25 protein-coding genes, 1 tRNA gene, 1 other RNA gene and 2 pseudogenes are annotated in these 21,198 nt (G+C 58.1%); 17 read left to right on the top strand and 12 right to left on the bottom strand.

Translation table 11 applies throughout. The annotated features are described in order from the left end of the window. Window positions 1-11: 11 nt before the first annotated feature. From ACXJGX_RS10340 to ACXJGX_RS10330, 3 genes are all read left to right on the top strand, one after another. Window positions 12-86: transfer RNA gene (locus tag ACXJGX_RS10340), tRNA-Phe, on the top strand. Between the two features lie 297 nt (window positions 87-383). Then, window positions 384-803: a hypothetical protein gene (locus tag ACXJGX_RS10335; RefSeq protein WP_474781300.1), complete on the top strand. Its 420-nt coding sequence runs from the start codon at window positions 384-386 to the stop codon at window positions 801-803. 109 nt (window positions 804-912) lie between these two features. Beyond that, complete coding sequence (locus ACXJGX_RS10330) at window positions 913-1,422, top strand: hypothetical protein (RefSeq protein ID WP_474781938.1); 510 nt, start codon at window positions 913-915, stop codon at window positions 1,420-1,422. Here ACXJGX_RS10330 and ACXJGX_RS10325 read toward each other — a convergent pair. Further along, window positions 1,395-2,335, bottom strand: a pseudogene (locus tag ACXJGX_RS10325) (helix-turn-helix domain-containing protein); the annotation flags it as partial. The gene ACXJGX_RS10330 and the pseudogene ACXJGX_RS10325 overlap by 28 nt on opposite strands. Window positions 2,336-2,425: 90 nt before the next feature. On the opposite strand from ACXJGX_RS10325, the pseudogene ACXJGX_RS10320 reads away from it, so the two are divergent. Beyond that, window positions 2,426-3,043, top strand: a pseudogene (locus ACXJGX_RS10320) (transposase); the annotation flags it as partial. Window positions 3,044-3,422: 379 nt separating this feature from the next. Here ACXJGX_RS10320 and rpmG read toward each other — a convergent pair. The 6 genes from rpmG to gatC form a co-directional block, all read right to left on the bottom strand. After that, window positions 3,423-3,590: a 50S ribosomal protein L33 gene (gene rpmG, locus ACXJGX_RS10315; protein WP_011750518.1), complete on the bottom strand. Its 168-nt coding sequence runs from the start codon at window positions 3,588-3,590 to the stop codon at window positions 3,423-3,425. Between the two features lie 220 nt (window positions 3,591-3,810). Then, window positions 3,811-4,179: RNase P RNA component class A (rnpB, locus tag ACXJGX_RS10310), an RNA gene on the bottom strand. Between the two features lie 11 nt (window positions 4,180-4,190). Next, a complete protein-coding gene (locus tag ACXJGX_RS10305) occupies window positions 4,191-4,811 on the bottom strand; it encodes an N-acetylmuramoyl-L-alanine amidase (protein ID WP_474781907.1) in 621 nt (206 codons plus the stop codon). A 74-nt stretch (window positions 4,812-4,885) separates the two neighbouring features. Then, window positions 4,886-5,593, bottom strand: coding sequence for a hypothetical protein (locus ACXJGX_RS10300; protein ID WP_474781295.1), 708 nt, complete (start codon window positions 5,591-5,593; stop codon window positions 4,886-4,888). A 40-nt stretch (window positions 5,594-5,633) separates the two neighbouring features. Beyond that, window positions 5,634-7,115: an Asp-tRNA(Asn)/Glu-tRNA(Gln) amidotransferase subunit GatA gene (gatA, locus tag ACXJGX_RS10295; RefSeq protein ID WP_474781293.1), complete on the bottom strand. Its 1,482-nt coding sequence runs from the start codon at window positions 7,113-7,115 to the stop codon at window positions 5,634-5,636. Continuing rightward, complete coding sequence (gatC, locus tag ACXJGX_RS10290) at window positions 7,115-7,402, bottom strand: Asp-tRNA(Asn)/Glu-tRNA(Gln) amidotransferase subunit GatC (RefSeq protein WP_474781291.1); 288 nt, start codon at window positions 7,400-7,402, stop codon at window positions 7,115-7,117. Before gatC ends, gatA begins: the two co-directional genes overlap by 1 nt. 135 nt (window positions 7,403-7,537) lie before the next feature. Here gatC and ACXJGX_RS10285 point away from each other — a divergent pair, with 135 nt between their 5' ends. Next, window positions 7,538-8,251, top strand: coding sequence for a metal-dependent hydrolase (locus ACXJGX_RS10285; protein WP_474781289.1), 714 nt, complete (start codon window positions 7,538-7,540; stop codon window positions 8,249-8,251). On the opposite strand, the gene ACXJGX_RS10280 is transcribed toward ACXJGX_RS10285, so the two are convergent. Next, window positions 8,248-8,706 (bottom strand): nucleoside deaminase, encoded by a 459-nt coding sequence (locus ACXJGX_RS10280; protein ID WP_474781287.1) that lies wholly within the window; start codon window positions 8,704-8,706, stop codon window positions 8,248-8,250. The genes ACXJGX_RS10285 and ACXJGX_RS10280 overlap by 4 nt on opposite strands. A gap of 66 nt (window positions 8,707-8,772) precedes the next feature. Here ACXJGX_RS10280 and ACXJGX_RS10275 point away from each other — a divergent pair, with 66 nt between their 5' ends. The 11 genes from ACXJGX_RS10275 to dtd all read left to right on the top strand — a co-directional run bounded on the left by ACXJGX_RS10275 (window position 8,773) and on the right by dtd (window position 17,432). Continuing rightward, the gene (locus tag ACXJGX_RS10275; RefSeq protein ID WP_474781285.1) at window positions 8,773-9,573 is read left to right on the top strand and encodes a pseudouridine synthase; all 801 of its coding nucleotides are present in this window, start codon (window positions 8,773-8,775) and stop codon (window positions 9,571-9,573) included. Window positions 9,574-9,601: 28 nt separating this feature from the next. Further along, entirely contained in the window at window positions 9,602-9,730 is a 129-nt protein-coding gene (locus ACXJGX_RS10270) for a hypothetical protein (protein WP_474781283.1), read from the top strand. 33 nt (window positions 9,731-9,763) lie between these two features. Next, window positions 9,764-9,967, top strand: a complete 204-nt coding sequence (locus ACXJGX_RS10265) for a hypothetical protein (RefSeq protein WP_474781281.1) — start codon at window positions 9,764-9,766, stop codon at window positions 9,965-9,967. Continuing rightward, window positions 9,967-10,863: a 5-bromo-4-chloroindolyl phosphate hydrolysis family protein gene (locus tag ACXJGX_RS10260; RefSeq protein ID WP_474781279.1), complete on the top strand. Its 897-nt coding sequence runs from the start codon at window positions 9,967-9,969 to the stop codon at window positions 10,861-10,863. The genes ACXJGX_RS10265 and ACXJGX_RS10260 overlap by 1 nt, the downstream gene beginning before the upstream one ends. Further along, complete coding sequence (locus ACXJGX_RS10255) at window positions 10,860-12,047, top strand: toxic anion resistance protein (protein ID WP_474781277.1); 1,188 nt, start codon at window positions 10,860-10,862, stop codon at window positions 12,045-12,047. The genes ACXJGX_RS10260 and ACXJGX_RS10255 overlap by 4 nt, the downstream gene beginning before the upstream one ends. Before the next feature lie 5 nt (window positions 12,048-12,052). Then, window positions 12,053-13,015 (top strand): DUF2927 domain-containing protein, encoded by a 963-nt coding sequence (locus ACXJGX_RS10250; RefSeq protein WP_474781275.1) that lies wholly within the window; start codon window positions 12,053-12,055, stop codon window positions 13,013-13,015. Between the two features lie 24 nt (window positions 13,016-13,039). Continuing rightward, entirely contained in the window at window positions 13,040-14,143 is a 1,104-nt protein-coding gene (locus ACXJGX_RS10245) for an SPFH domain-containing protein (protein WP_474781273.1), read from the top strand. Window positions 14,144-14,336: 193 nt separating this feature from the next. Further along, window positions 14,337-14,912 carry a cytochrome B gene (locus ACXJGX_RS10240; protein WP_474781271.1) on the top strand — a complete coding sequence of 192 codons (576 nt, stop codon included), beginning with the start codon at window positions 14,337-14,339 and terminating at the stop codon, window positions 14,910-14,912. A 44-nt stretch (window positions 14,913-14,956) separates the two neighbouring features. Then, on the top strand, window positions 14,957-16,075 hold the full coding sequence (locus ACXJGX_RS10235; RefSeq protein ID WP_474781905.1) for a TFIIB-type zinc ribbon-containing protein: 1,119 nt from the start codon (window positions 14,957-14,959) through the stop codon (window positions 16,073-16,075). A gap of 17 nt (window positions 16,076-16,092) precedes the next feature. Continuing rightward, window positions 16,093-16,998, top strand: coding sequence for a carbohydrate kinase family protein (locus tag ACXJGX_RS10230; protein WP_474781269.1), 906 nt, complete (start codon window positions 16,093-16,095; stop codon window positions 16,996-16,998). Beyond that, window positions 16,995-17,432, top strand: a complete 438-nt coding sequence (dtd, locus tag ACXJGX_RS10225) for a D-aminoacyl-tRNA deacylase (protein ID WP_474781267.1) — start codon at window positions 16,995-16,997, stop codon at window positions 17,430-17,432. The genes ACXJGX_RS10230 and dtd overlap by 4 nt, the downstream gene beginning before the upstream one ends. Here the strand turns inward: dtd and ACXJGX_RS10220 are convergent. Genes ACXJGX_RS10220 through ACXJGX_RS10210 form a run of 3 tightly spaced genes read right to left on the bottom strand, consistent with a single transcriptional unit; the run spans window position 17,429 to window position 19,457 of the window. Beyond that, window positions 17,429-18,229 (bottom strand): metal ABC transporter permease, encoded by an 801-nt coding sequence (locus ACXJGX_RS10220; RefSeq protein ID WP_474781903.1) that lies wholly within the window; start codon window positions 18,227-18,229, stop codon window positions 17,429-17,431. The two genes, dtd and ACXJGX_RS10220, sit on opposite strands and share 4 nt — an antisense overlap. Further along, window positions 18,229-18,975 (bottom strand): ATP-binding cassette domain-containing protein, encoded by a 747-nt coding sequence (locus ACXJGX_RS10215; RefSeq protein WP_474781265.1) that lies wholly within the window; start codon window positions 18,973-18,975, stop codon window positions 18,229-18,231. Before ACXJGX_RS10215 ends, ACXJGX_RS10220 begins: the two co-directional genes overlap by 1 nt. After that, window positions 18,972-19,457, bottom strand: a complete 486-nt coding sequence (locus tag ACXJGX_RS10210) for a transcriptional repressor (protein WP_474781263.1) — start codon at window positions 19,455-19,457, stop codon at window positions 18,972-18,974. The genes ACXJGX_RS10215 and ACXJGX_RS10210 overlap by 4 nt, the downstream gene beginning before the upstream one ends. Before the next feature lie 70 nt (window positions 19,458-19,527). Between ACXJGX_RS10210 and ACXJGX_RS10205 the strand changes: the two genes are divergently transcribed. Then, window positions 19,528-20,439, top strand: coding sequence for a zinc ABC transporter substrate-binding protein (locus tag ACXJGX_RS10205; protein WP_474781261.1), 912 nt, complete (start codon window positions 19,528-19,530; stop codon window positions 20,437-20,439). Here the strand turns inward: ACXJGX_RS10205 and ACXJGX_RS10200 are convergent. Continuing rightward, complete coding sequence (locus tag ACXJGX_RS10200) at window positions 20,436-21,140, bottom strand: HAD family hydrolase (protein ID WP_474781259.1); 705 nt, start codon at window positions 21,138-21,140, stop codon at window positions 20,436-20,438. The two genes, ACXJGX_RS10205 and ACXJGX_RS10200, sit on opposite strands and share 4 nt — an antisense overlap. Window positions 21,141-21,198: the final 58 nt, after the last annotated feature.

Raw genomic sequence — 21,198 nt, 5'->3', positions numbered from 1 at the left:
TTCGTCCCGATGCCCGGGTAGCTCAGGGGTAGAGCAGTGGATTGAAAATCCTCGTGTCGGTGGTTCGATTCCGCCCCTGGGCACCATTTTAATCGCATGTAAACAATGCCTTAACCGCTTCATTGGCGCGGAGAATTCGTGCAGTCTGAGGGCTGGGTGCCGTATGGGGGCCCAAAGCCCTCTGCATTAAGTGGCGGTCTTCGACGGGGTGCTGCGCCTGAGAGTGCGGATGCACTTTCAACAACGCAGAAGATGAGCGTCTCATTTTTGGTAAATGTGCCCACTGGGGGTTCTACTTTCGGTTGGGGCTCAATACCTTGCGGTAAAACCATTCTGGGATTTGACTGGCCGGGAAAGCGAGAACCTATCGGAGTAAGTAAACTTTGAAGCCCTATGTACCCACCGAACGACGCTTTGCCCTAGCCGAAAAGGTTGAACTCAGAGACCCCCACTACTTGTCGCTTTTTGGGGCGGTACCGGATGGCGTTTACAAGTGGCCAGACCTATTTGAAATGACGCCGTTAGTAATTATTGGTGAGGGGCGTTCCGGAAAAACACGAGAATTCGAAGAACAAGTTGAAATGCTCCGTGCATCGGGAAGCGACGCGTTCTTCTTACCATTGGAACGACTTCACGACGAAAACTTGGAAAGCGCCATGCTTCCAGAAGATGTCATGGCGTTTGAAAGATGGAAGCAGAGTCCCACGGCTGTGGCGTACTTCTTCTTGGACGCCTTGGACGAACTGTGGCTCAGAGAAGGTTCCTTATCCAGCCAGTTGGTTGCTCGCATTGGCGGCAGTTAAGGCAAAGTCCGAAACAGACGGTTGGGCGACGTCACTATCTCATGACGAGGCCATCCGAGCCGCGAGGATCTCATGCGTCGAATTAAATGGGTTCGGTGACTATTTATCCATGCTTGATCAGGCGCACCCCAATGCGTTCGCGGAAGTAGTATCCTTGGAGGCTCTGGCGCAATTGCAGCAACTTGCCGATATCGGGCAGGCCGAGATTTTTCATGATGTATTGCACCACGGAAGGGCAAACATGAAGGCCGCGGTAGCTACTCGCATCGCCCCTCGAATTGCAGACTTCCTTTCGACTGAGCAGGCGGGCGCGAGGAACGCTCTAGAGTATGCAATCCGTATCATCGAGGAGGCAGGCGGGGCGGAACATCGTCAGCATGCAAAGGATCAGCTTGAAGCATCACTTAGAGACGAAAGCCTTTCGGCGGGCTTCGCGCTGTCGCTTCTCGCAACAATTGATGCACAGGCAGGTTGCCGACAACTTTTGCTGAAAACCGAAGAGCTACGTAATGCGGAAAGCCGTCAAGACGCAATAGATGTATTCGCATCTGTCTTTGGTGACCGTCCCTTTGGACGTGTGCCTGACTTGTTTGTGCAGAGATTCCAGGCGATGATATAGTGGCTGTAATCATCCAAGATGGTGCTGAGATAATACCAACCCCAGCCGATGATCTTGAAGTAGGTGAAGTCGGTCTGCCACATCTCGTTAATGGCGGTGGTTTTGTCTTTGAACTCCTCGACCGCTTTTAATGACCACATAGTCTGGTGCTGTTATCAGGTCGGCTGCCTTGAGAATACGTTAAGCTGATGATTCAGAGACAAAGTTGGAGGGGTCAGGAAAGGCCCCAGTGGGGCGTTTCCCCCGAATAACGTTTCTCATCGGTGTATTTGACGGCCAATTCCCGTGTCGACAGCGCCTCGTGTTCGAGCGCAAACTCAATCAGATCATCGCGCCTTGTATCAGGGATACGGTTCCGGACCGACTTCGGGCGCGGCGATCCATCGGCCAGTGCATCGAAGCCACCATCAACGTAGCGATCATACCATCGGTAAAATGTCGTGCGTGGGATGCCCAACATGTCGAGGGTCATCTTGGTGGGGAGGTGCGAACGCTCCACGGTGCCGATGATTTCCAGTTTCTCTGAAGCAAAATACCTCATTCCTCGTATCCCCCCACTTCCTGTCATGCTTTTTTTGAGCAGACGGTTCTCAAGAGTCAGATCGGCGACGCATTCTTTCAAGGCCAGCGACTCTGAGCGCAGCTCCTTCACTTCAGGCGATGTGGCCTGACGTGCCGTGTCCCCAGACAGACGGCGTTTGCCTGCCTCCAAGAATTCTTTCGACCAGCTTTAATACAGGCTCTCAGCGATTCCTTCACGGCCGCACAACACTGAGATGCTTTCCTCGCCGCGCAAGCCTGCCAATACAATGCGGATCTTCTCTTCAGCTGAATAAGTCAGCAGGGTCTTACGGAAGATGTTTTTAACCACCTTCTCGGCGGCATCCTTCGATGTCTGCGGTTTCTTCGTCATCTCGATCTCCTAATCGATAAGATGAACCAGAAATCCTCCGTTGTTCAAATCCCCAAATCATTCCCACGGGTGCTGACGTCAGACAGGTTGCTGATCAAAGCGGCCGAGGAGTTCAAAGACAAAACCACCGCCATTGACGAGATGTGGCAGACCGACTTCACCTACTTCAAGATCATCGGCTGGGGTTGGTATTATCTCAGCACCATCTTGGATGATTACAGCCGCTATATCATCGCCTGGAAGCTATGCACAAACATGCGGGCTGAAGATGTGACAGATACGATTGAACTGGCGCTGACGGCATCAGGCTGCGACCAGGCCGTCGTGCGCCATAAGCCGCGTCTGCTCAGCGATAACGGCTCCTGCTACACCTCTGGCGATCTGGCTGAATGGTTGGGCAAGCAAAACATGAAGCATGTCCGTGGCGCACCGTTCCACTCACAAACTCAGGGCAAAATAGAACCTTGGCACCAGACCATGAAGAACCGAGTTCTGCTGGAGAACTACTATCTGCCCGGCGATCCCGAACGCCAGATCGGCGCATTCGTCGCGTATTACAACAATCAGCGTTACCACGAGAGCCTGAACAACGTCACACCCGCCGACGTCTACTTCGGACGCGACAAAGCCATTCTCAGGGAAAGGGAGAAGATCAAGAAACTGACTATCAAACAACGCCACTTGCAACATCAAAAACAAGCCGCATAATCAATCACACAAACGAGCCAGAGCCTCTATTACTCAAGCCGCTCTGATGTCCCATTTTATATGACGACGGACATGAATAGCTCGGATGAGGGTAACGGCCCCTCGGCCAGGACTTCCTGCAGGAACTCTACAACGCGCTTCCTCACTCTGGTCGCGAACGCGCGACAGGTCCAGACAACGGATGCTTAAGTCAGAAATTTTGAAGACCACTCATTTTAGGCGGGATTACCCGGCATAACACCACCTGTGACAGATGCACCGTGACACCCCCGTCGCGGCGGCAATCTCGGCGGTGCTGACTACGCTAGAAGTCATCTCAACCGAAACAAAAAAAGCCACGCGATTGCGTGGCTTTTATGCGATCCAAAGGGTCGACCAATTACTTGATCTTGCCTTCTTTGTATTCCACGTGCTTACGCACAACGGGGTCGTACTTGTTGACTGTCATTTTTTCAGTCATGGTACGTGCGTTTTTCTTGGTCACGTAAAAGTGCCCGGTCCCCGCAGTGGAGTTCAGGCGGATCTTGATGGTGGTAGGCTTCGCCATGTCTCATCTCTCCTGGTTGCGGGCCATCATCGGCGCTACGCATAAATGTCATTGAAGCTGCCTTTTACGCCAGCCGCGCCCCGAGTCAACCGCAAAGACACGCATTAAACGGCATCGCCGACCAAATCATGCAGAATCCCGCGAAACCTGATGGTACGGGAACGCCACAAGGGATGTGGACAATTTATTCTGGCTTGGAAATGTAAGCGAACGGATCAAATTGCGCGGACGGCCTATAAGCCGGATTTTGTCCTTTGGGTTGCCCCAAATGGATGACCATTCATCTGGAGCGCCTGTTACCAGACGCCCTCTAGCTGCCAACCCGGACTGCTCGGGCTCAAGCCACCCTGCCTTGCGGCGCGCAGTCCCTATTTGGCATTGCTCCCGGTGGGGCTTGCCGTGCCGCTTTGGTTGCCCATCGCGCGGTGGGCTCTTACCCCACCGTTTCACCATGACCCTGCATGCAGGGCTGTCTGTTCTCTGTGGCGCTATCCCTAGGGTTACCCCCGCCGGGCGTTACCCGGCACCGTGCTTTGTGGAGTCCGGACTTTCCTCGAACGTTACCGCCCGCAGCCATCCAGCCATCCGCGCATGGTTGAGTTAGGTGCAAGCGGCGTTCACGTCAACGGGGAAACGCCGCGCAAGGTCGGTGATCATCCCGGCGTCCGTCGCATCCAGCGGCCCCGTGGCCCAAGGCCGGAACCGCAAGCGAAAGACCGATAACAGCAGATCGGCATCATTGGTGGCCGTGTAACCAAAGGCCTGCATACTGGCCACAAATCTGTCAGTGTCGTGTGATTTTACATCCTGCGGCCAGACCGACAGGCCCACATGCGCCAGCCTGCGCCAGTCGAACCGCGCGCCCGGGTCGATTTTGCGCCCCGGCGCCATGTCCGAGTGGGCAATCACCCGTTCCGGCCGTATCGCCCAGCGCGCAGTGATCCCCTGCAACAGGTCTGTTAGCGCGTCCATTTGCGGGGCGCTAAACGGACTGACGCCGTTGTTGGCGATCTCGATCCCGATCGACCGGCTATTCACGTCTGTGACGGCACCCCAGCGCCCTGCCCCGGCATGCCAGGCCCGCATCTGTTCGGGAACCAGCGCCAGCACCTCGCCATCCTCCGCGATCAGATAGTGCGCGGACACTTCGTTGTCGGGATGACACAGGGTCCGCAGCGCCGCCTTGGCGGATTGCATCGCCGTATAATGCAGCACAACCATATCTGGCCGCACGTTGTCACGTCGCGGCCCGAAGTTCGGTGATGCATGTGTTGTCAGCTTCAGCGGTGTCACCCTTATTTGAACGGTGCAGGGTCCCAACCGCACGCAAAACCGTCCCCATCGGGATCAATACCGCGCCGATCACGTTCGGGACCACCACGCGCCAAGAAGTCGCGCTGTGCTTCGTCAGGGCTGCTGTAGTCGGCGCAGTTGCGCTGATAGCGACCTTGGGTGGTCAGCAGTGAACGGCTGTACCATTCCTGTCCCTTCACGTTCGGCGCATTGATCGCGTATTCCACAATGTTCGGGCCGGTGTTGGATGGGCGCTGCGGCACTGCGGTCGGTTGGACCTGCTCGCGCGCTGCGGCTTGCGCGGCGCGGCGCTCTGCGTCGCTTTGGATCGTTTCGCGCCCGGCAACTGCATCAAAGCTTTGCTCGTCGGAAATTCCGGTGTTGTTACTTGGCGCGGCAAGCGGCTGGCTGACGGCGGGCGCGGCAGGCACAAATGGCGTGACCGCGGGCTGCATCTGTCCAATTCCGGCGCGGGCTAAATCCGCGGACGGAATGGCCTGCTGCATCGGCGTGGGGCTGGCCACAGTGTTAATGCGCGGTGCCGGGATAATGCTTTGCGATCCGGTCAACTGCGCCTCGCGGCGTGCCCGGTCCAGCTCATAGGCTGAATAGTCGTCAAAGCCGACACCGCGGCTTTGCGGTGCATCTGGTGACGCGCATGCGCCCGCCATCAGCAAAGCGCCAAACGCTACTCCAAAGCCTATTTTCATTGCTCTCTACCCGTTACCCAGTGTCTTCGTTCAAAGACAACTACCACCACTTTGTCGGCTTGGCTACAAATCCTGCAGCCTGTTCGAGACTGTACGCCACGTTCAACAAATCCGCTTCTTCCCAAGGGCGACCAATCAACTGTAGCCCCATCGGCAATCCGGCCGCGTCCGTCCCTGTGGGCACCGCAATGCCCGGCAAACCAGCAAGGTTCACAGTCACCGTAAACACGTCATTGAGATACATTTTGATCGGATCGGCATCCGTCATTTCGCCCAAACCAAATGCGGCCGACGGTGTTGCAGGTGTCAGGATCGCATCCACACCTGCGGCAAACACGTCGTCAAAGTCGCGCTTGATCAATGTCCGCACCCGACGGGCACGGTTGTAATAGGCGTCGTAGAACCCGGCGGACAGCACATAGGTGCCGACCATCACCCGACGCTGGACTTCGTGACCGAATCCTTCGGCGCGGGTTTTTTCGTACATTTCGGTGATGCCGTCACCCGCCGCCAACGTGGCGCGGTGGCCAAAACGCACCCCGTCATAGCGCGCAAGGTTTGATGACGCCTCGGCTGGCGCAATCACGTAATAGGCAGGCAGCGCGTATTTGGTGTGCGGCAGGCTGATGTCTTTGATCACAGCGCCTGCGTCTTTGAGCATCAACGTGCCGTCGTCCCATAGCTTTGCAATTTCGGTCGGCATACCGTCCATGCGGTATTCTTTGGGGATACCGATGACCTTGCCTTTGATATCGCCTGTTAATGCCGCCTCGAAATCCGGCACGGCCAGATCGGCGCTAGTACTGTCTTTGGGGTCGTGACCACACATGGCTTGCAGCATGATCGCCGCGTCGCGCACGTCTTTGGTCATCGGTCCCGCCTGATCAAGCGATGACGCGAAAGCAACAACACCCCAACGCGACACCCGCCCATACGTGGGCTTCAGGCCGGTGATGCCGGTAAAAGCAGCGGGTTGGCGAATGGAACCGCCCGTGTCCGTCCCCGTCGCCGCAAGGCATAGGTCAGCCGCAACCGCAGCCGCAGACCCACCCGACGACCCGCCGGGCGTCAATTCGCGATCGTCCACCTTCCATGGGTTCACCGCATTGCCGTAAACCGAGGTCTCGTTGGACGACCCCATGGCAAATTCGTCCATGTTGAGCTTGCCCAGCATGACCGCGCCCGCATCAAACAACTGGCTGGTCACGGTCGATTCGTATTCGGGTTTGAAGCCCTGCAAAATACGCGACGCCGCCTGTGATGGCACACCTTTGGTGCAGAACAGATCCTTGATACCAAGCGGAATGCCACACATCGCAGGCGCATCCCCTGCCTTGATCCGCGTGTCCGCAGCCGCGGCTTGCGCTGTCGCAATTTCGGGCGTGTGATGCACAAATGCATTCAACGCACCTGCGCCTTCAATGGCCTTCAGGCAGGCAGCGGTGATTTCCGCGCTGGTGGTGTCGCCCTTGCGCATCGCATCACGGGCACCCGCAATCGTAAGTTTCGTCAGATCAGTCATTATTCCACCACCTTCGGCACGGCAAAGAACCCTTCGCGGGCATCGGGCGCGTTTTTCAAAATGGCCGCTTGCTGATTGCCATCCGTTACCACGTCTTCACGGCGTTTCAGGCGCTGCGGTGTGACGGATGTCATCGGCTCAATGCCATCCACATCAACTTCGTTGAGCTGCTCGATAAAACCCAGAATGGCGCTGAACTCAGCGGCCAAAGCGGGCAGTGCATCGTCTTCCACCTTGATACGGGCAAGCTTTGCCACGCGGCGGGCGGTTTCGGTGTCAATGGACATGGAACGCGTCTCCGGTAAATCGTTGCTCCGCGTTTATCGGTTGGGACGGCTGGTCGCAAGCACGCAGGCCGCCGAAAATACGCTTGTCTTGCACCAAATGCAGCTTAACCTCACGATAGCAACAAGGAGGTAGGCATGAAAATCACTTGGCTTGGCCACGCGGCCTTTCGGATCGAGATCGCAGATGCCGTTCTTTTGATTGATCCTTGGATGAAGGCGGGACCATTTATAGGCATGGCAAACCCGCTGTTCCCCGGCGATCAGTTCGCACAGGCCACCGCTGGCGTCACCCATGTGTTGCTGACCCATGGCCACGCCGACCACATCGGGGACACGGTGGAAATTTGCAGCACGCACGATATACCCGTGGTCTGTATCGCCGACCTGTCCGACTGGATGGCAGCAACCCAAAACATAAAAACAATTGATATGAGCAAAGGCGGCACCGTCGACCTGAATGGCGCGCAGGTATCTATGGTGCCCGCAAGCCATTCATCATCGTTCATGCAAGGCGAAACGGTTGTTTATGCGGGCACCGAAGCAGGCTTTATGATCGGTGGCGAGGGACACATGATCTATGTCAGTGGCGACACGGGAATCATGGCCGACATGGGTTGGATGGGGGACTATTATAAACCCGACATCGGGATCATCTGTGCCGGTGGGCATTATACCATGGACATGCAGCAGGTCGCTTATGTGGCAAAGCGGTATTTTGACTTTCAGACCGTGATTCCATGCCACTATCAGACATTTCCCGTTCTCGCCCAATCCGCGGCGCCACTTATCGATGCGCTACCGCATGGCGTGGTCAAAACACCAGCAGTGATGGAAACACTCGACTTTTAAGAACGTATGTCGCGTTTCGCCGCGAAAAAATCGCGCAACATCGTTTCAGCCTCTTGGGACGCGATGCCGTCGTACACTTCGGGTTTGTGGTGGCATTGCGGGTGCGCAAATACGCGTGGACCCTGCGCCACGCCCCCCGATTTCGGGTCCGCCGCCCCGTAATACAGCCGCGCAATGCGGGCATTGCTGATGGCCGCCGCACACATCGGGCATGGTTCAAGCGTGACATACAGATCGCAGCCCGTCAGCCGTTCCTGACCCAATGCCGCGCAGGCTGCACGGATCACCAGCATTTCGGCATGGGCCGTGGGGTCGTTCAGCGCGCGTGTCTGATTCCCCGCGCGCGCAATCACCTGACCGCCGCGAACGATCACGGCGCCCACCGGAACCTCGCCGCGGGCGGCGGCGGCCTGCGCTTCTGACAGCGCAATATCCATGTAACTGCGAAAATCCATGCAGATGTGATGCCCTGACGATGCACCCACTGGCAAGGGGCGATCAAAGCAGCTATGGGCATAGCTATGACCAATGACACCCCACAGGGCGATCGCATCGCCAAAGTTTTATCCCGCGCAGGCATCGCCAGCCGCCGCGAAGCTGAACGCATGATCGCCGATGGCCGCGTCTATGTGAACGGGAAACCCATCGACAGCCCGGCGTTGAATGTGACGGATACGGATAAAATCACCGTTGATGGCAAAGCTGTCGGTGAACCCGATCCGCCACGTATCTGGCTGTATCATAAACCCGCGGGTCTTGTGACGACCGAACGCGACGAACGCGACCGCGCCACCGTGTTCGGGGCGTTGCCCGAAGATATGCCGCGCGTGATGTCCATCGGGCGCCTTGATCTGAACTCTGAGGGTTTGTTGCTGCTGACAAACGACGGCGGCGTGAAACGCAAGCTGGAATTGCCCAGCACCGGCTGGCTGCGGCGTTACCGTGTGCGGATCAACGGATCGGTATCCGAGCCGAAACTGGAACAACTGCGCGCGGGCATCACTGTTGATGGCATCACTTACCAGCCGATGATCGTCACGTTTGACCGCCAGCAGGGGGCGAACGCGTGGCTGACCGTGTCGCTGCGCGAAGGCAAAAACCGCGAAATCCGCCGTGCCATGGAGGCGATCGGCGTGACCGTGAACCGTTTGATCCGCGTCAGCTATGGCCCGTTCCAGCTTGGCTCGCTCAAGCAAGGCGAGGTCGAAGAGCTAAAGCAACGGGTGGTGCGTGAACAGCTGGGTCTGTCAGAACGACCAACGCCGACACGGGTCCGCAAACCTGTCAACCGTCCCGCTGCGGGGAAAAAACGCGCGCGTTGAACCCTTGTTCTATGAACAGGCGTTGTGCATGGTAGTTGGTGACAACTGCATGGAGGACTTTGGCGTGTTCTATTTCATTCTTTGCGCCCTTGCGACGTATCTGATGACGACGGCGCGGCAGCCCGCCATGGCCAAGGTCGCCGTAATGCGGCGTTAGGACATCCTGACGGCGAACCGGTAGAGGGTAAGAATGGCGCGTCTATTTCTTTTAATTGCCTTATCGGTCATTGTTGTCATTGCAATGATAACCGTCTTTGGGACAATGCAAGCTGTGGTCAGATTGGCCCAAGAAAAGGAAGACGACCATATGCCCGACACATTCAAGCGGATCGCCTATATTGTTCTGGTGATTTTGATGTTTGGCGTCACCTCTGGCTGGCTGGGGGCATCGTAATGGCGCAACGATTCGGCGGAAAATATAGCCCTGACGCGACAACAGAAGGGGCCCGCGAACCTGCCTTGAATGCGCGCCAGGCCCGCGCCGCAAAATCACCCGCACGCCTGCTGTTTGTGCCTGCCATCGTGCTGGCGGTGACGTCGTTGAATGACGGGCCTGCGGTTTTGGTGACGGCGCTGATCGGTGCAGGTATCCTGACGCTGGCGGCATGGCTGCTGCAAGAAGGGCTTGTCGCCGAGGCCGCGTATAACGCCCGCAAGGTGGCCCGCCGCCCCGGCGTGCCGCGCAAGATGCTGGCGTCCCTGCTAACCGGGGTTGGTATCGCGATTGCGGCCTATTCGGGCCAAAGCAGTGTCGCGGGTGCAGTGCTGTACGGGATTGCGGCGCTGGGTCTGCATGTTGCCGTCTTTGGCATTGACCCCCTGTCCGACAAGCGCATGGAGGGGGTCGACGATTTCCAACAAGACCGCGTCGCCCGCGTGGTCGACAAAGCCGAAGCCCACCTAGAGGCGATGCGTGGCCAGATCGATATTCTGGACGATCGCAAGCTGACCCTGCGCGTTGTGGCGTTTCAGACTGTCGCGCGCCAGATGATCCGCACTGTCGAAGAAGACCCGCGCGATCTGACCAGCGCACGCAAGTACCTGGGCGTCTATTTGCAGGGCGCGCGTGACGCGACCACAAAATTTGTCGCTCTCTATCGCCGCAAAAAGGACGAAAGCGCCCGCGCCCATTATGAAACGCTGCTGAATGATCTTGAACAGAACTTTGCGGCACGCACCGAAAAGCTGATGATCGATGACCGCAGCGATATGGACATTGAAATCAAAGTATTACGTGACCGGCTTCAACGCGAGGGCGTCACGCTAAACCCGAAAGGAACCGACGAATGACCGAGAATACCCGCCAAAAAGCAGAGGCCGCTCTTGCCGAAGTCGCCAAAGTGACCGCCGTGGTTCTGCCCGAACCCAAAGGCGAGATCGTCCCGCTTGAGGCCGCTGATGCGCCAACAAGCGCCGAGATCACCAGACGCATTGCCGAACTGGACATGACCGACACAAATTCCATCGTGTCGTTCGGGTCGTCAGCCCAAGCAGAACTTCAGGTGATCAGCCAAGCCATGCTGGCCGGTGTACGCAACAAGGATGTGGGGCCAGCGGGCGACAGTCTGCGCAATATCGTGTCCACGATCCGCGGGTTTTCTGTGTCCGAACTTGATGTGCGCCGTCAGCGCACGTGGTGGGAAAAATTGTTGGGCCGCGCTGCGCCGATGGCAAAATTTGCCGCCCGTTTCGAAGAGGTCCAAAGCCAGATCGACAATGTGACCGACGACCTGTTGGGCCATGAGACAGTGCTGCTGAAAGACATCGAAAGCCTTGACGTTTTGTACGACAAGACACTGCAATTCTACGACGAACTGGCGCTGTATATTGCTGCGGGCGAAGCAAAGATCGCCGATCTGGACGCAACAACCATCCCCGCGAAAGAGGCCGAGGTCGCCGCTGCCGCCGAGGACGCCGCGGTGATGAAAGCCCAAGAACTGCGCGACATCCGTTCTGCCCGCGACGATCTTGAACGCCGGGTGCATGACCTGAAACTGACCCGTCAGGTCACGATGCAGTCGCTGCCATCGATCCGTTTGGTGCAGGAAAATGACAAATCACTGGTGACCAAGATCAATTCGACTTTGGTCAACACGGTGCCTTTGTGGGAAACCCAACTGGCGCAGGCTGTTACCATCCAGCGGTCTGCCGAAGCCGCAGAAGCCGTCCGTGACGCAAATGATCTGACCAACGAATTGCTGACGGCAAACGCACAAAACCTGCGTCAGGCCAACAAAACCATCCGCACCGAAATGGAACGCGGCGTGTTCGACATCGAAGCCGTCAAGCAAGCCAACGCCGACCTGATCGCGACCATCAACGAAAGCCTCGAAATCGCAGACGAAGGCAAGCGCAAGCGCGCCGAGGCCGAAGTCGAGATGAAAAAGATGGAAGCCGAGCTCAAGAACACCTTGGCCTCTGCCAAGGCGCGCAAGACCGGCGCCGGCGACACCATTGGTACGTCAGCCGACTAAACGCGATGGGTTTTGGGGGCACAGTTCAGCGGTTTGGCATGGTCGTCAGTTTGGCGGCCATGGCAGGCTGCGTCGCGGGTGCCCCGCCGCCCGTGGTGCCGCCGCCCGATCTACCAGAGTTGGTGGTGCCAATTACCCCGCCAGAATCGGTGGAACCCAGCGACGAAAGCAAACAGTTGGCGGCCTATTACACGCGCTTGCAAACCGGTTTGCTGACCCAAGGGTTATTGCGTGGCGATGGCGGTGGCCCTGACACACAGTTCACCGATACCCACTTGGCGCGGAATTTTGTGCGCATCGCGCTGTTTAATGAATACCAAGACGATAGCGATTTCAGGACCACCAAAAATACCGTTTCGCACTTGCGGCGCTGGGATCAACCGATCCGCATGTCGGTCGGATTTGGCAACACCGTTCCTTTTTCGCAGCGTGACCAAGACACCGCAAGTGTCCACACGTATGCGGCGCGCCTGTCACGTCTGACCGGGGTGCCGATCAGCTTTACCGACGCCAACCCCAACTTCCACGTTCTGTTTTTGGGTGAAGACGACAGACGCACGTTCGAACCGCAGCTGCGCCAACTGATCCCTGCGATTTCGACGGCAACCGTGCGCGCGATCATTGACCTGCCCCGCGATCAGTACTGCATCGTGATCGGCACCTTTAACCCCGGCCAGTCCAGCTATAGCAAAGCCGTGGCCATCATTCGCGCCGAACATCCCAACCTGATGCGTGCCGCCTGCATTCACGAAGAATTGGCCCAAGGGATGGGTCTGGCCAACGACAGCCCCGGCGCGCGCCCGTCGATCTTTAACGACGACGAAGAGTTTGCGCTGCTGACCACGCACGACGAACTGTTGCTAAAAATGCTTTACGATCCACGCCTGCAAACCGGCATGGACCCCGCCACCGCCGCCCCCATCGCCCGCCAGATCGCCCGTGATCTGATGGCGCAAGGGGCGAGCTGACCAGACATAACCACGGAGGCCACTATGGGCATTTTCGATTTTCTCACCGGCGAATTTATTGACGTCATTCATTGGACGGACAACACCCGCGACACGATGGTCTGGCGGTTCGAACGTGAAGACCATGAAATCAAGTATGGCGCGAAACTGACCGTGCGCGAAGGCCAAGCGGCGGTGTTCATCCACGAAGGCCAATTGGCAGATGTGTTCACCCCCGGCCTTTATATGCTTGAAACCAATAACATGCCGATCATGACGACCCTGCAACACTGGGATCATGGTTTCAAAAGCCCGTTCAAATCCGAAATCTATTACGTCAACACGACCCGGTTTTCCGACCTTAAATGGGGCACCAAAAACCCGATCATGTTGCGCGACCCTGAATTTGGTCCGACACGCCTGCGCGCCTATGGCACCTATACCATCAAGGTGGCCGATCCGGCGGTCTTCATGCGCGAAATCGTTGGCACTGACGGCGAATTCACCATGGACGAGATCAGCTATCAAATCCGCAATATCATCGTGCAGGAATTCAGCCGCGTGATTGCATCCTCCGGCATTCCGGTGCTGGATATGGCCGCGAACACCGCCGATCTGGGCAAACTGGTCGCGAGCGCCATTGATGCGACCATGAAGCAATACGGGCTGACCATCCCCGAGCTGTATATCGAAAACATCAGCCTGCCCCCCGCCGTCGAGGCCGCATTGGACAAGCGTACATCGATGGGCCTCGCGGGCGATCTGGGCAAATTCACCCAATACTCTGCCGCCGAAGCCATGACTGCGGCAGCGGCGAATCCTGCGGGTGGCGGCATGGCGGCGGGCCTTGGGGCGGGCATGGGCATGGCGATGGCCGGACAGATGGCGCAACAGGGCCCATGGGGTGCCGTGCCCTCAGCGGTTACCCCGCCCCCTGCACCCGTCGAACATGTCTGGCATATCGCGGAGGCTGGCACAGTGACCGGTCCGTTTTCCAAGGCCGCGATGGGCCGCAAAGTGACGGACGGCACGCTGACCCGCGACACGATGGTCTGGACCCAAGGCCAAGACGGCTGGAGCAAGGCAGACGAGGTCACCGAACTGGCGCAGCTTTTCACCGTGATGCCGCCTCCACCGCCGGGCGCGTGACCACGACATCAGCGTGATCTCCGCGGGGATAAAACGGCGGGGGTCGTGTCAAAGCGGATCGCATTGGCGCACACGACAGGCCAGATGTGGTCTTGGTGATGGGCCATGTGATGGCCGCGAAGAACGATGGCATTCGTATGCGGCGCGCGACACAAATGTGAAACTTTTGCGCCGCGGGGTGCGTGACTGCACCATGACACATCGTTTTCACATCCTGCGCACTGAATTGATGCGCCGCCTGCCGCATCGCCGAATCTGGCTCAAGACGATGCACGGTGCGATGATTCCCCTGTTGGTCTGGTTTATTATCGTGACGCCCGACGATGTTGTTCCGCTTGGCCCACGCGCATTCCAGTTTCATTCGATCCTTGCACTTATTTTTGTGACGCTGTCACTGATCTGGATGGCAGATCACATGCGCCGGGGCTTGGCCGGTCGACCGGGGCCAAAGCTCGGTCCTGTCGCACGCCGCCTGCATTGGTGGCTGAATACGGCGATTATCTGGGGCCTGTGGGGCGTTGCCCTGACAGGTTTCCTGCTGGGGCTGACCTCGCACCGCCTACTCTTGGCGGGTGGGTTTTTGCCGATTGCACCGCCCATGAACATGCCGTTGGCAAACGACATTATCGGCAAGTTCCATATTTACGAATTTTATGCACTTGGCTTGCTGGTTGCCTGTCATGCGACCTTTCATATCTGGCGCCATGTCAAACTGCGCGACAATGCTTTGCGCATTATGGCACCAAAGAAACTTCATCGTTTTCTGTAAATCCAACCATGGCGCGTTGGCTGTCGGGTTGGTATGCATTTGCTATGGATACCTCTGCAACAACTGCCCCCGACTCGCCGGTTTCCGAACACCGGTTTCCCTGTGACACCTGCGGGTCCGATCTGCGTTTCGACCCGGGCGCAAGGCAGCTGGTCTGCGACCATTGCGGCAATACCCAAAACATCGCCGGGGGCGGACCTTGGGTGAGCGGGATCAAGGAATTGGATTTCCGTTCTGCACTGGACAATCGATTGGCCGAGGCAGAAATCGAAGAAACCCGTGTCGTCAGTTGTCCGAACTGCGGCGCATCCTTTGAATTTGATGCCGACACCCATGCATCCGAATGTCCGTTCTGCGCCACTCCTGTCGTTACGGACACCGGCACACATCGCCATATCAAACCGCGCGGCCTGCTGCCGTTTGGGTTGGCAGAACCTGACGCGCGCGGCGCGCTGACCGCGTGGTTGGGCAATCTGTGGTTCGCGCCAAACGGGTTGACGGACTACGCCCGCAAGGGCCGCAAAATGAACGGTATCTACGTCCCGTACTGGACCTTCGATGCGGACACCAAAAGCAGCTATACCGGCCAACGCGGCACGCATTACTATGAAACAAAAACCGTCATGCGCGACGGAAAACGCACACAGGTGCGCGTCCGCAAAACCCGGTGGCGGCCTGCCTCTGGTCGGGTTGCGCGGTTCTTTGACGATGTGTTGGTATTGGCGTCGCGGTCGCTGCCCAAACGGTATACCGATGGGCTTGAACCTTGGGATCTGTCTGCGCTGGAACCTTATAACCCTGAATATCTGGCCGGGTTTCGTGCCGAAGGGTATCAGGTTGAACTGGTCGAAGGATTTTCAGAGGCCCGCGTCTACATGGACAATATGATCCGGCGCGACGTGAAATACGACATCGGCGGTGACGAACAGCGGATCAGCAACGTCGAGACGGCAATCAACGATATCACCTTTAAACACATTTTGCTGCCCGTCTGGATGGCCGCCTATAAATACCGCGGCAAGACCTACCGCTTTGTCGTCAATGGCCGCACGGGTCGTGTGCAAGGTGAACGCCCCTATTCTGCATGGAAGATCGGATTTGCTGTTATTGTCGGGCTTATCCTTGCGCTTGTTGCAGGATTTGTTATCGCTAACAGCCAATAGTATTGTGGAGAACGAAGATGATCATTTGCTGCGGCGAAGCCCTGATTGATATGCTGCCGCGGCAGACAGACACCGGTGAACGGGCGTTTGCCCCCCACGCAGGTGGCGCCGTGTTTAACACGGCAGTCGCGCTGGGGCGGCTTGGCGCACCTGTGCAGTTCTTTTCAGGGCTGTCATCGGATCTATTCGGCACGATTTTGCGTGACCAACTGGCCGCATCGCACGTGGACAGCACCCCTGCCGCGATCATGGACAGGCCCACAACACTGGCCTTTGTGACGCTGACCAACGGGCACGCATCCTATGCGTTTTACGACGAAAACACTGCAGGGCGCATGCTGTCGGTTGATGACCTTCCCCCGAGCGGCCCGGATGCGCTGTTCTTTGGCGGAATCAGTTTGGTGGTCGAACCTTGCGGTGCCGCTTATCAAGCCCTGATGCGACGCGAGGCGCCGACGCGCGTCACCATGATTGACCCCAATATTCGCCCCGGTTTCATCACCGACGAAGCCCGCTATCGCGCCCGGTTGACCGACATGCTGGGGGTGGCCGATATTATCAAAACATCAGACGAGGATCTGGAGTGGATCACGGGAAATACCGATGCCGCGGCCCTGCGCGCGCAAACAGGTGCGCAGATCGTGCTGCTGACGCGCGGCAGTGATGGCATCACGGTTGTGACAGCGGACGGCAGCATCGATGTGCCTGCACAAAAGGCGACAGTGGTCGATACGGTCGGTGCCGGCGACACGTTCAGCGCCGGATTTCTGGCCGAAATGAACAAACGCGGGTTGTTGACCAAATCAACCTTGGCAAACGCAACCGCCGCAGACCTGACAGCCGCCGCCGCCTTTGGTGCGCGGGTCGCGGCCATCACGGTCAGCCGTGCGGGCGCCAACCCGCCTTGGGCCGCCGAGCTGTGAGAGCGTTACTTCAACGCGTCACACAGGCGAACGTGCGCGTCGATGGGGCGGTGATTGGCGACATTGGCCCCGGCCTGTTGATCCTGATCTGTGCGATGCAAGGCGACGACAGCAGCACGTCTGCGCAATTGGCCGCAAAAATCAGCAAGCTGCGGATCTTTACGGACGATGCGGGTAAAATGAACAAATCGCTGTTGGACACGGGCGGATCCGCCCTGATCGTGAGCCAGTTCACCTTGGCCGCCGACACATCGCGCGGCAACCGCCCCGGATTTTCGTCTGCCGCAGCCCCCGATGACGGGCGCGCCCTGTATGAACAGTTTATCGCCGATATGGGCGCATTGGGTATCACCACGGCGACGGGCCAGTTTGGCGCAGATATGGCCGTAAGCCTGACAAACGACGGGCCGGTGACGATCTGGCTCGACGTTTAGGCCGCGCGGTTGAGGTTCAATTTGGCCCCAAGCGTCGCAACACCAAACAACGCAACCGCCACGCAAATAATCGACGGCCCGACTTGGGTGTCGAACATCACCGCCGCCCGCAGCCCGCCCAGCGCAGACAGCGCACCGATCGCCATTGCGGCAATCGCCATGCGTTCGGGTGTCCGCGCAAAACTGCGCGCTGCTGCGGCCGGGATGATCAGCAAGGCCGTGATCAACAAGGCGCCGACAACTTTGATCGCGACAGCAACGACACCCGCCAAAAGCAGTGTTAAAACCAATTGTTCGCGGCGCGGGTTGATCCCCGCCGCATAGGCCAAATCAGGGCTAAGCGTTGCGGTCAACAGCGCCGACCAATGCCACCAAAGCACCCCCACAACGACGGCGCCACCGCCCCAGATCACCGCCAAATCATAGCGTGTCACACTGAGCACATCGCCGAACAAATAAGCATCCAGATCGATCCGTTGCCCCGGAATCATCGTCACTGCGACCAGCCCCAGCGCCAATGCGCCGTGCGACAACACACCCAATAACGTGTCCATCGATGCGCCCTGCCCGCTTAGCCCGTGGATCAGGACGGCCATCGCCAAGGCGACGATCACAACGCCCAGCGTGATTGACGTGCCAAAACCCAAGGCAAGCGCCACGCCCAACACCGCCGCGTGGGCCGTGGCATCGCCGAAATAAGCCATGCGCCGCCAAACGACGAAACACCCCAACAGGCCCGCAGCCAGCGCGGTGCCCACCCCGGCCAATGCGGCACGAACCAAAAAGTCATCTAACATCATTCTGCTGCCTCGTGGTGGTGATGGTCGTGGTTGTGGTCATGCCCGTGATCATGTTCATGCCGGTAAAGCGCCAATGCGCCCCCAGTGCCCGTGCCGAACAGTTCGCGATAGGCAGGGGCCGCCGAGACCACCTCGGGGGTGCCTTCGCAGCACACGTGACCATTCAGACAGATCACCCTGTCAGACGCGCTCATGACCACGTGCAATTCATGACTGACCATCAAAACGGCGCAGTCCAGATCCCGGCGCACGGCTTCGATCTGGCGATAGAACGATGCGGACCCCGGTTGATCAAGGCCTTGCGTCGCCTCGTCCAGCATCAAGACGTCAGGACGTCCCAAAATGGCGCGCGCCAAAAGCACCCGCTGGAACTGTCCCCCCGATAGCTGCGACATCTGTTGGACTGCCACCCCCGGCACACCCGCCGTTTTCAAGGCGGCCGCTGCATCGCTGGGATCGACCGCATGGGGCAGGTTCAGAAAGCGGGCGACCGTCATCGGCAGCGTCGGATCAATATGCAATTTTTGCGGGACATACCCGATCCGCAAACCCGGTTGGCGGCTGATTTTGCCTTTACGCGGACGCAAGGCACCGATCAGCAAACGCAGCAATGTGGATTTGCCAGACCCGTTCGGACCAACGATGGTGACAATTTCGCCGGGCTCCAGAGCCAGATTGACACCTTGCAACACCCGCTGCCCGCCGTGCGAAAAATCGACCCCTTGTGCGACAATCAGACTCATTCAGCGTCCTCGCCCGGTTGGCACGCAGGGCACAGGCCCTCGGCTTCGATCACGGTTTGCCCCAGTTGGAAACCGCTGTCGGCTGCGACCTGTTGCAGTGCAAGAATGGCGGCTTCGGCTTCGGCGACTTTGCCGCAGTCGCGGCAGATCATAAACGCGGGATCGTGGCGCGCGCCCGGATGGGTGCAGGCAATAAAGGCGTTCAGCCGCTCGATCCGATGCACAAAGCCTTGCTCGACCAGAAACGTCAGCGCACGGTATGCGACAGGAGGTTTGGACCCCAGCCCTTCGGCATCCAGCCGCCCCAATACATCATAGGCCCCCATTGCCGCGTGGCTTTCCAACAAAATCTCAAGCACACGACGGCGCACAGGCGTGAGTTGCACCTTGCGATCCACGCAGGCCTGTTCCGCGCTGGAAAGTGCGGAGGACACACAATGTGCATGATCATGGCTGGCAAAGCCAAGCGTATCCGTGGGCATCTTTTAAACCTTGTTATGTTATAACATACATTTTATAGCAAATCCGAAATCCAACAACAAGGACGAAAACATGATTCGCTTTCTCGCGCCGCTGTGCCTGATACCACTGTCCGCCGCCGCCGAAGTCCCGCATGTCATGACCGACATCGCACCGGTGCATAGCCTTGTTTCCCAGGTGATGGGCGACTTGGGGCAGCCCGATCTTTTGCTGCCTCCGGGCGCCGACCCGCACAGCTTTGCGCTGCGCCCCAGTGACGCGCAACGCCTGACGCAGGCTGATATGGTATTCTGGATCGGCGAAGGATTAACCCCTTGGCTTGAGGAGCCTCTGGCGACCCTCGCCCCGCACGCAATGCAGCGTGAATTCCTCGCGACCGAAGGCTGGGAAAAACTGCCCCCCCGGGACATGCACCACGCGGAAGAAGGTGAAGATGAGGACGCAGACCACGATGACCACGATGATCACGGTGACGTTGATCCGCATGCATGGCTTGATCCGACCATCGCGGCCTATTGGGTTGCGATCATCGCCCAAGACCTGATCGCGCATGACCCGGATCATGCCGACACTTACAGGTCAAACGCCGAAGTTGCCGTTGCACGGATCGAAAAAATCGACAGTCAAAACGCCCAGGCTTTGTCGGATGTGGTTGGTATTCCTTACATCCTGCCGCATGACGGCTATCAGTATTTTGAACACCGCTACGGGCTGACGCCCGCAGATGCGATTGCAGGCATCGACGGCCGCACACCGGGGCCTGCACAACTGGCCGACATCCGCGCGAAACTTGCGGCGGGGAATATCCACTGTGTGTTCAACGACTTTGAAGTGACCGAACGCACCAGCGCCGTTGTGACCGAAGGCACCGGCGTTAAGACGGCCACGCTTGATGGACTGGGGGCGACATTGCCTGCAAATGGCGCGCTATATCAAGACCTGCTGACCAACTTGATGGCCAGCTTTTATGACTGCCTGACTTAGGCGTTGATCAGCCCTTCGGCGCGCAGCCAACCAGGAATTGCGCCGATGTCTTGCAACACCACATCTGCCCTTGGCGCTAATTCTTCGGCGGGGGCAGGTCCGGTCAGCACACCAATGGTCAGCATTCCTGCGGCGCGGCCAGCATCCAGATCATGGGTGCTGTCGCCCACCATCGCGCATTGCGCGGGCAGCAAGCCGGTGTGCGCACAAAACCCCTGTAACTGACCCGGCGCCGGTTTGGCGCCATAGCCACTGTCGTAACCTGCGATAAATCCAAAATGGTCGCGCACACCCGCACGTTCCAAGTGGCGCAGCGCAGGGGCTTCGGCATCGTTGGTGGCGATCCCCAATTGCAGGTCCAACTGCGATAGCGATGCGAAATATGCGGCCAAAGGCACCGCCTCTTGCTGTTCAACCTTTGCAGACCCAGCGTTCATACGGGCCAGCAATGCGTCTTTGGGGACATCGCCCAGCACACGCAAAATATGATCGGCCACCACATCAACAGTCGAGGCAATGACAATACTGCCCGGAAAAAACCGATTGTTTACGGCATCGTAGCCCAAAACGTCCGCCAGTTGGTCAAACTTGGCAAGATCATCGCCGACCTCTGCTGCCAACATCTGCCGTGTCCACGCGCCCCATGTCGCGTTGAAATCGAACAACGTGCCGTCTTTGTCGAAAATAATGCCTTTGATCACGTCTGCTGCCCCTTGGTATCTGCGCTGCCACACCACCCCGGCGAACATCCGGTGTCAA

The organism is Yoonia sp. SWMV100 (assembly GCF_056108365.1).
This window is presented reverse-complemented; position numbering and strand designations above follow the sequence as displayed.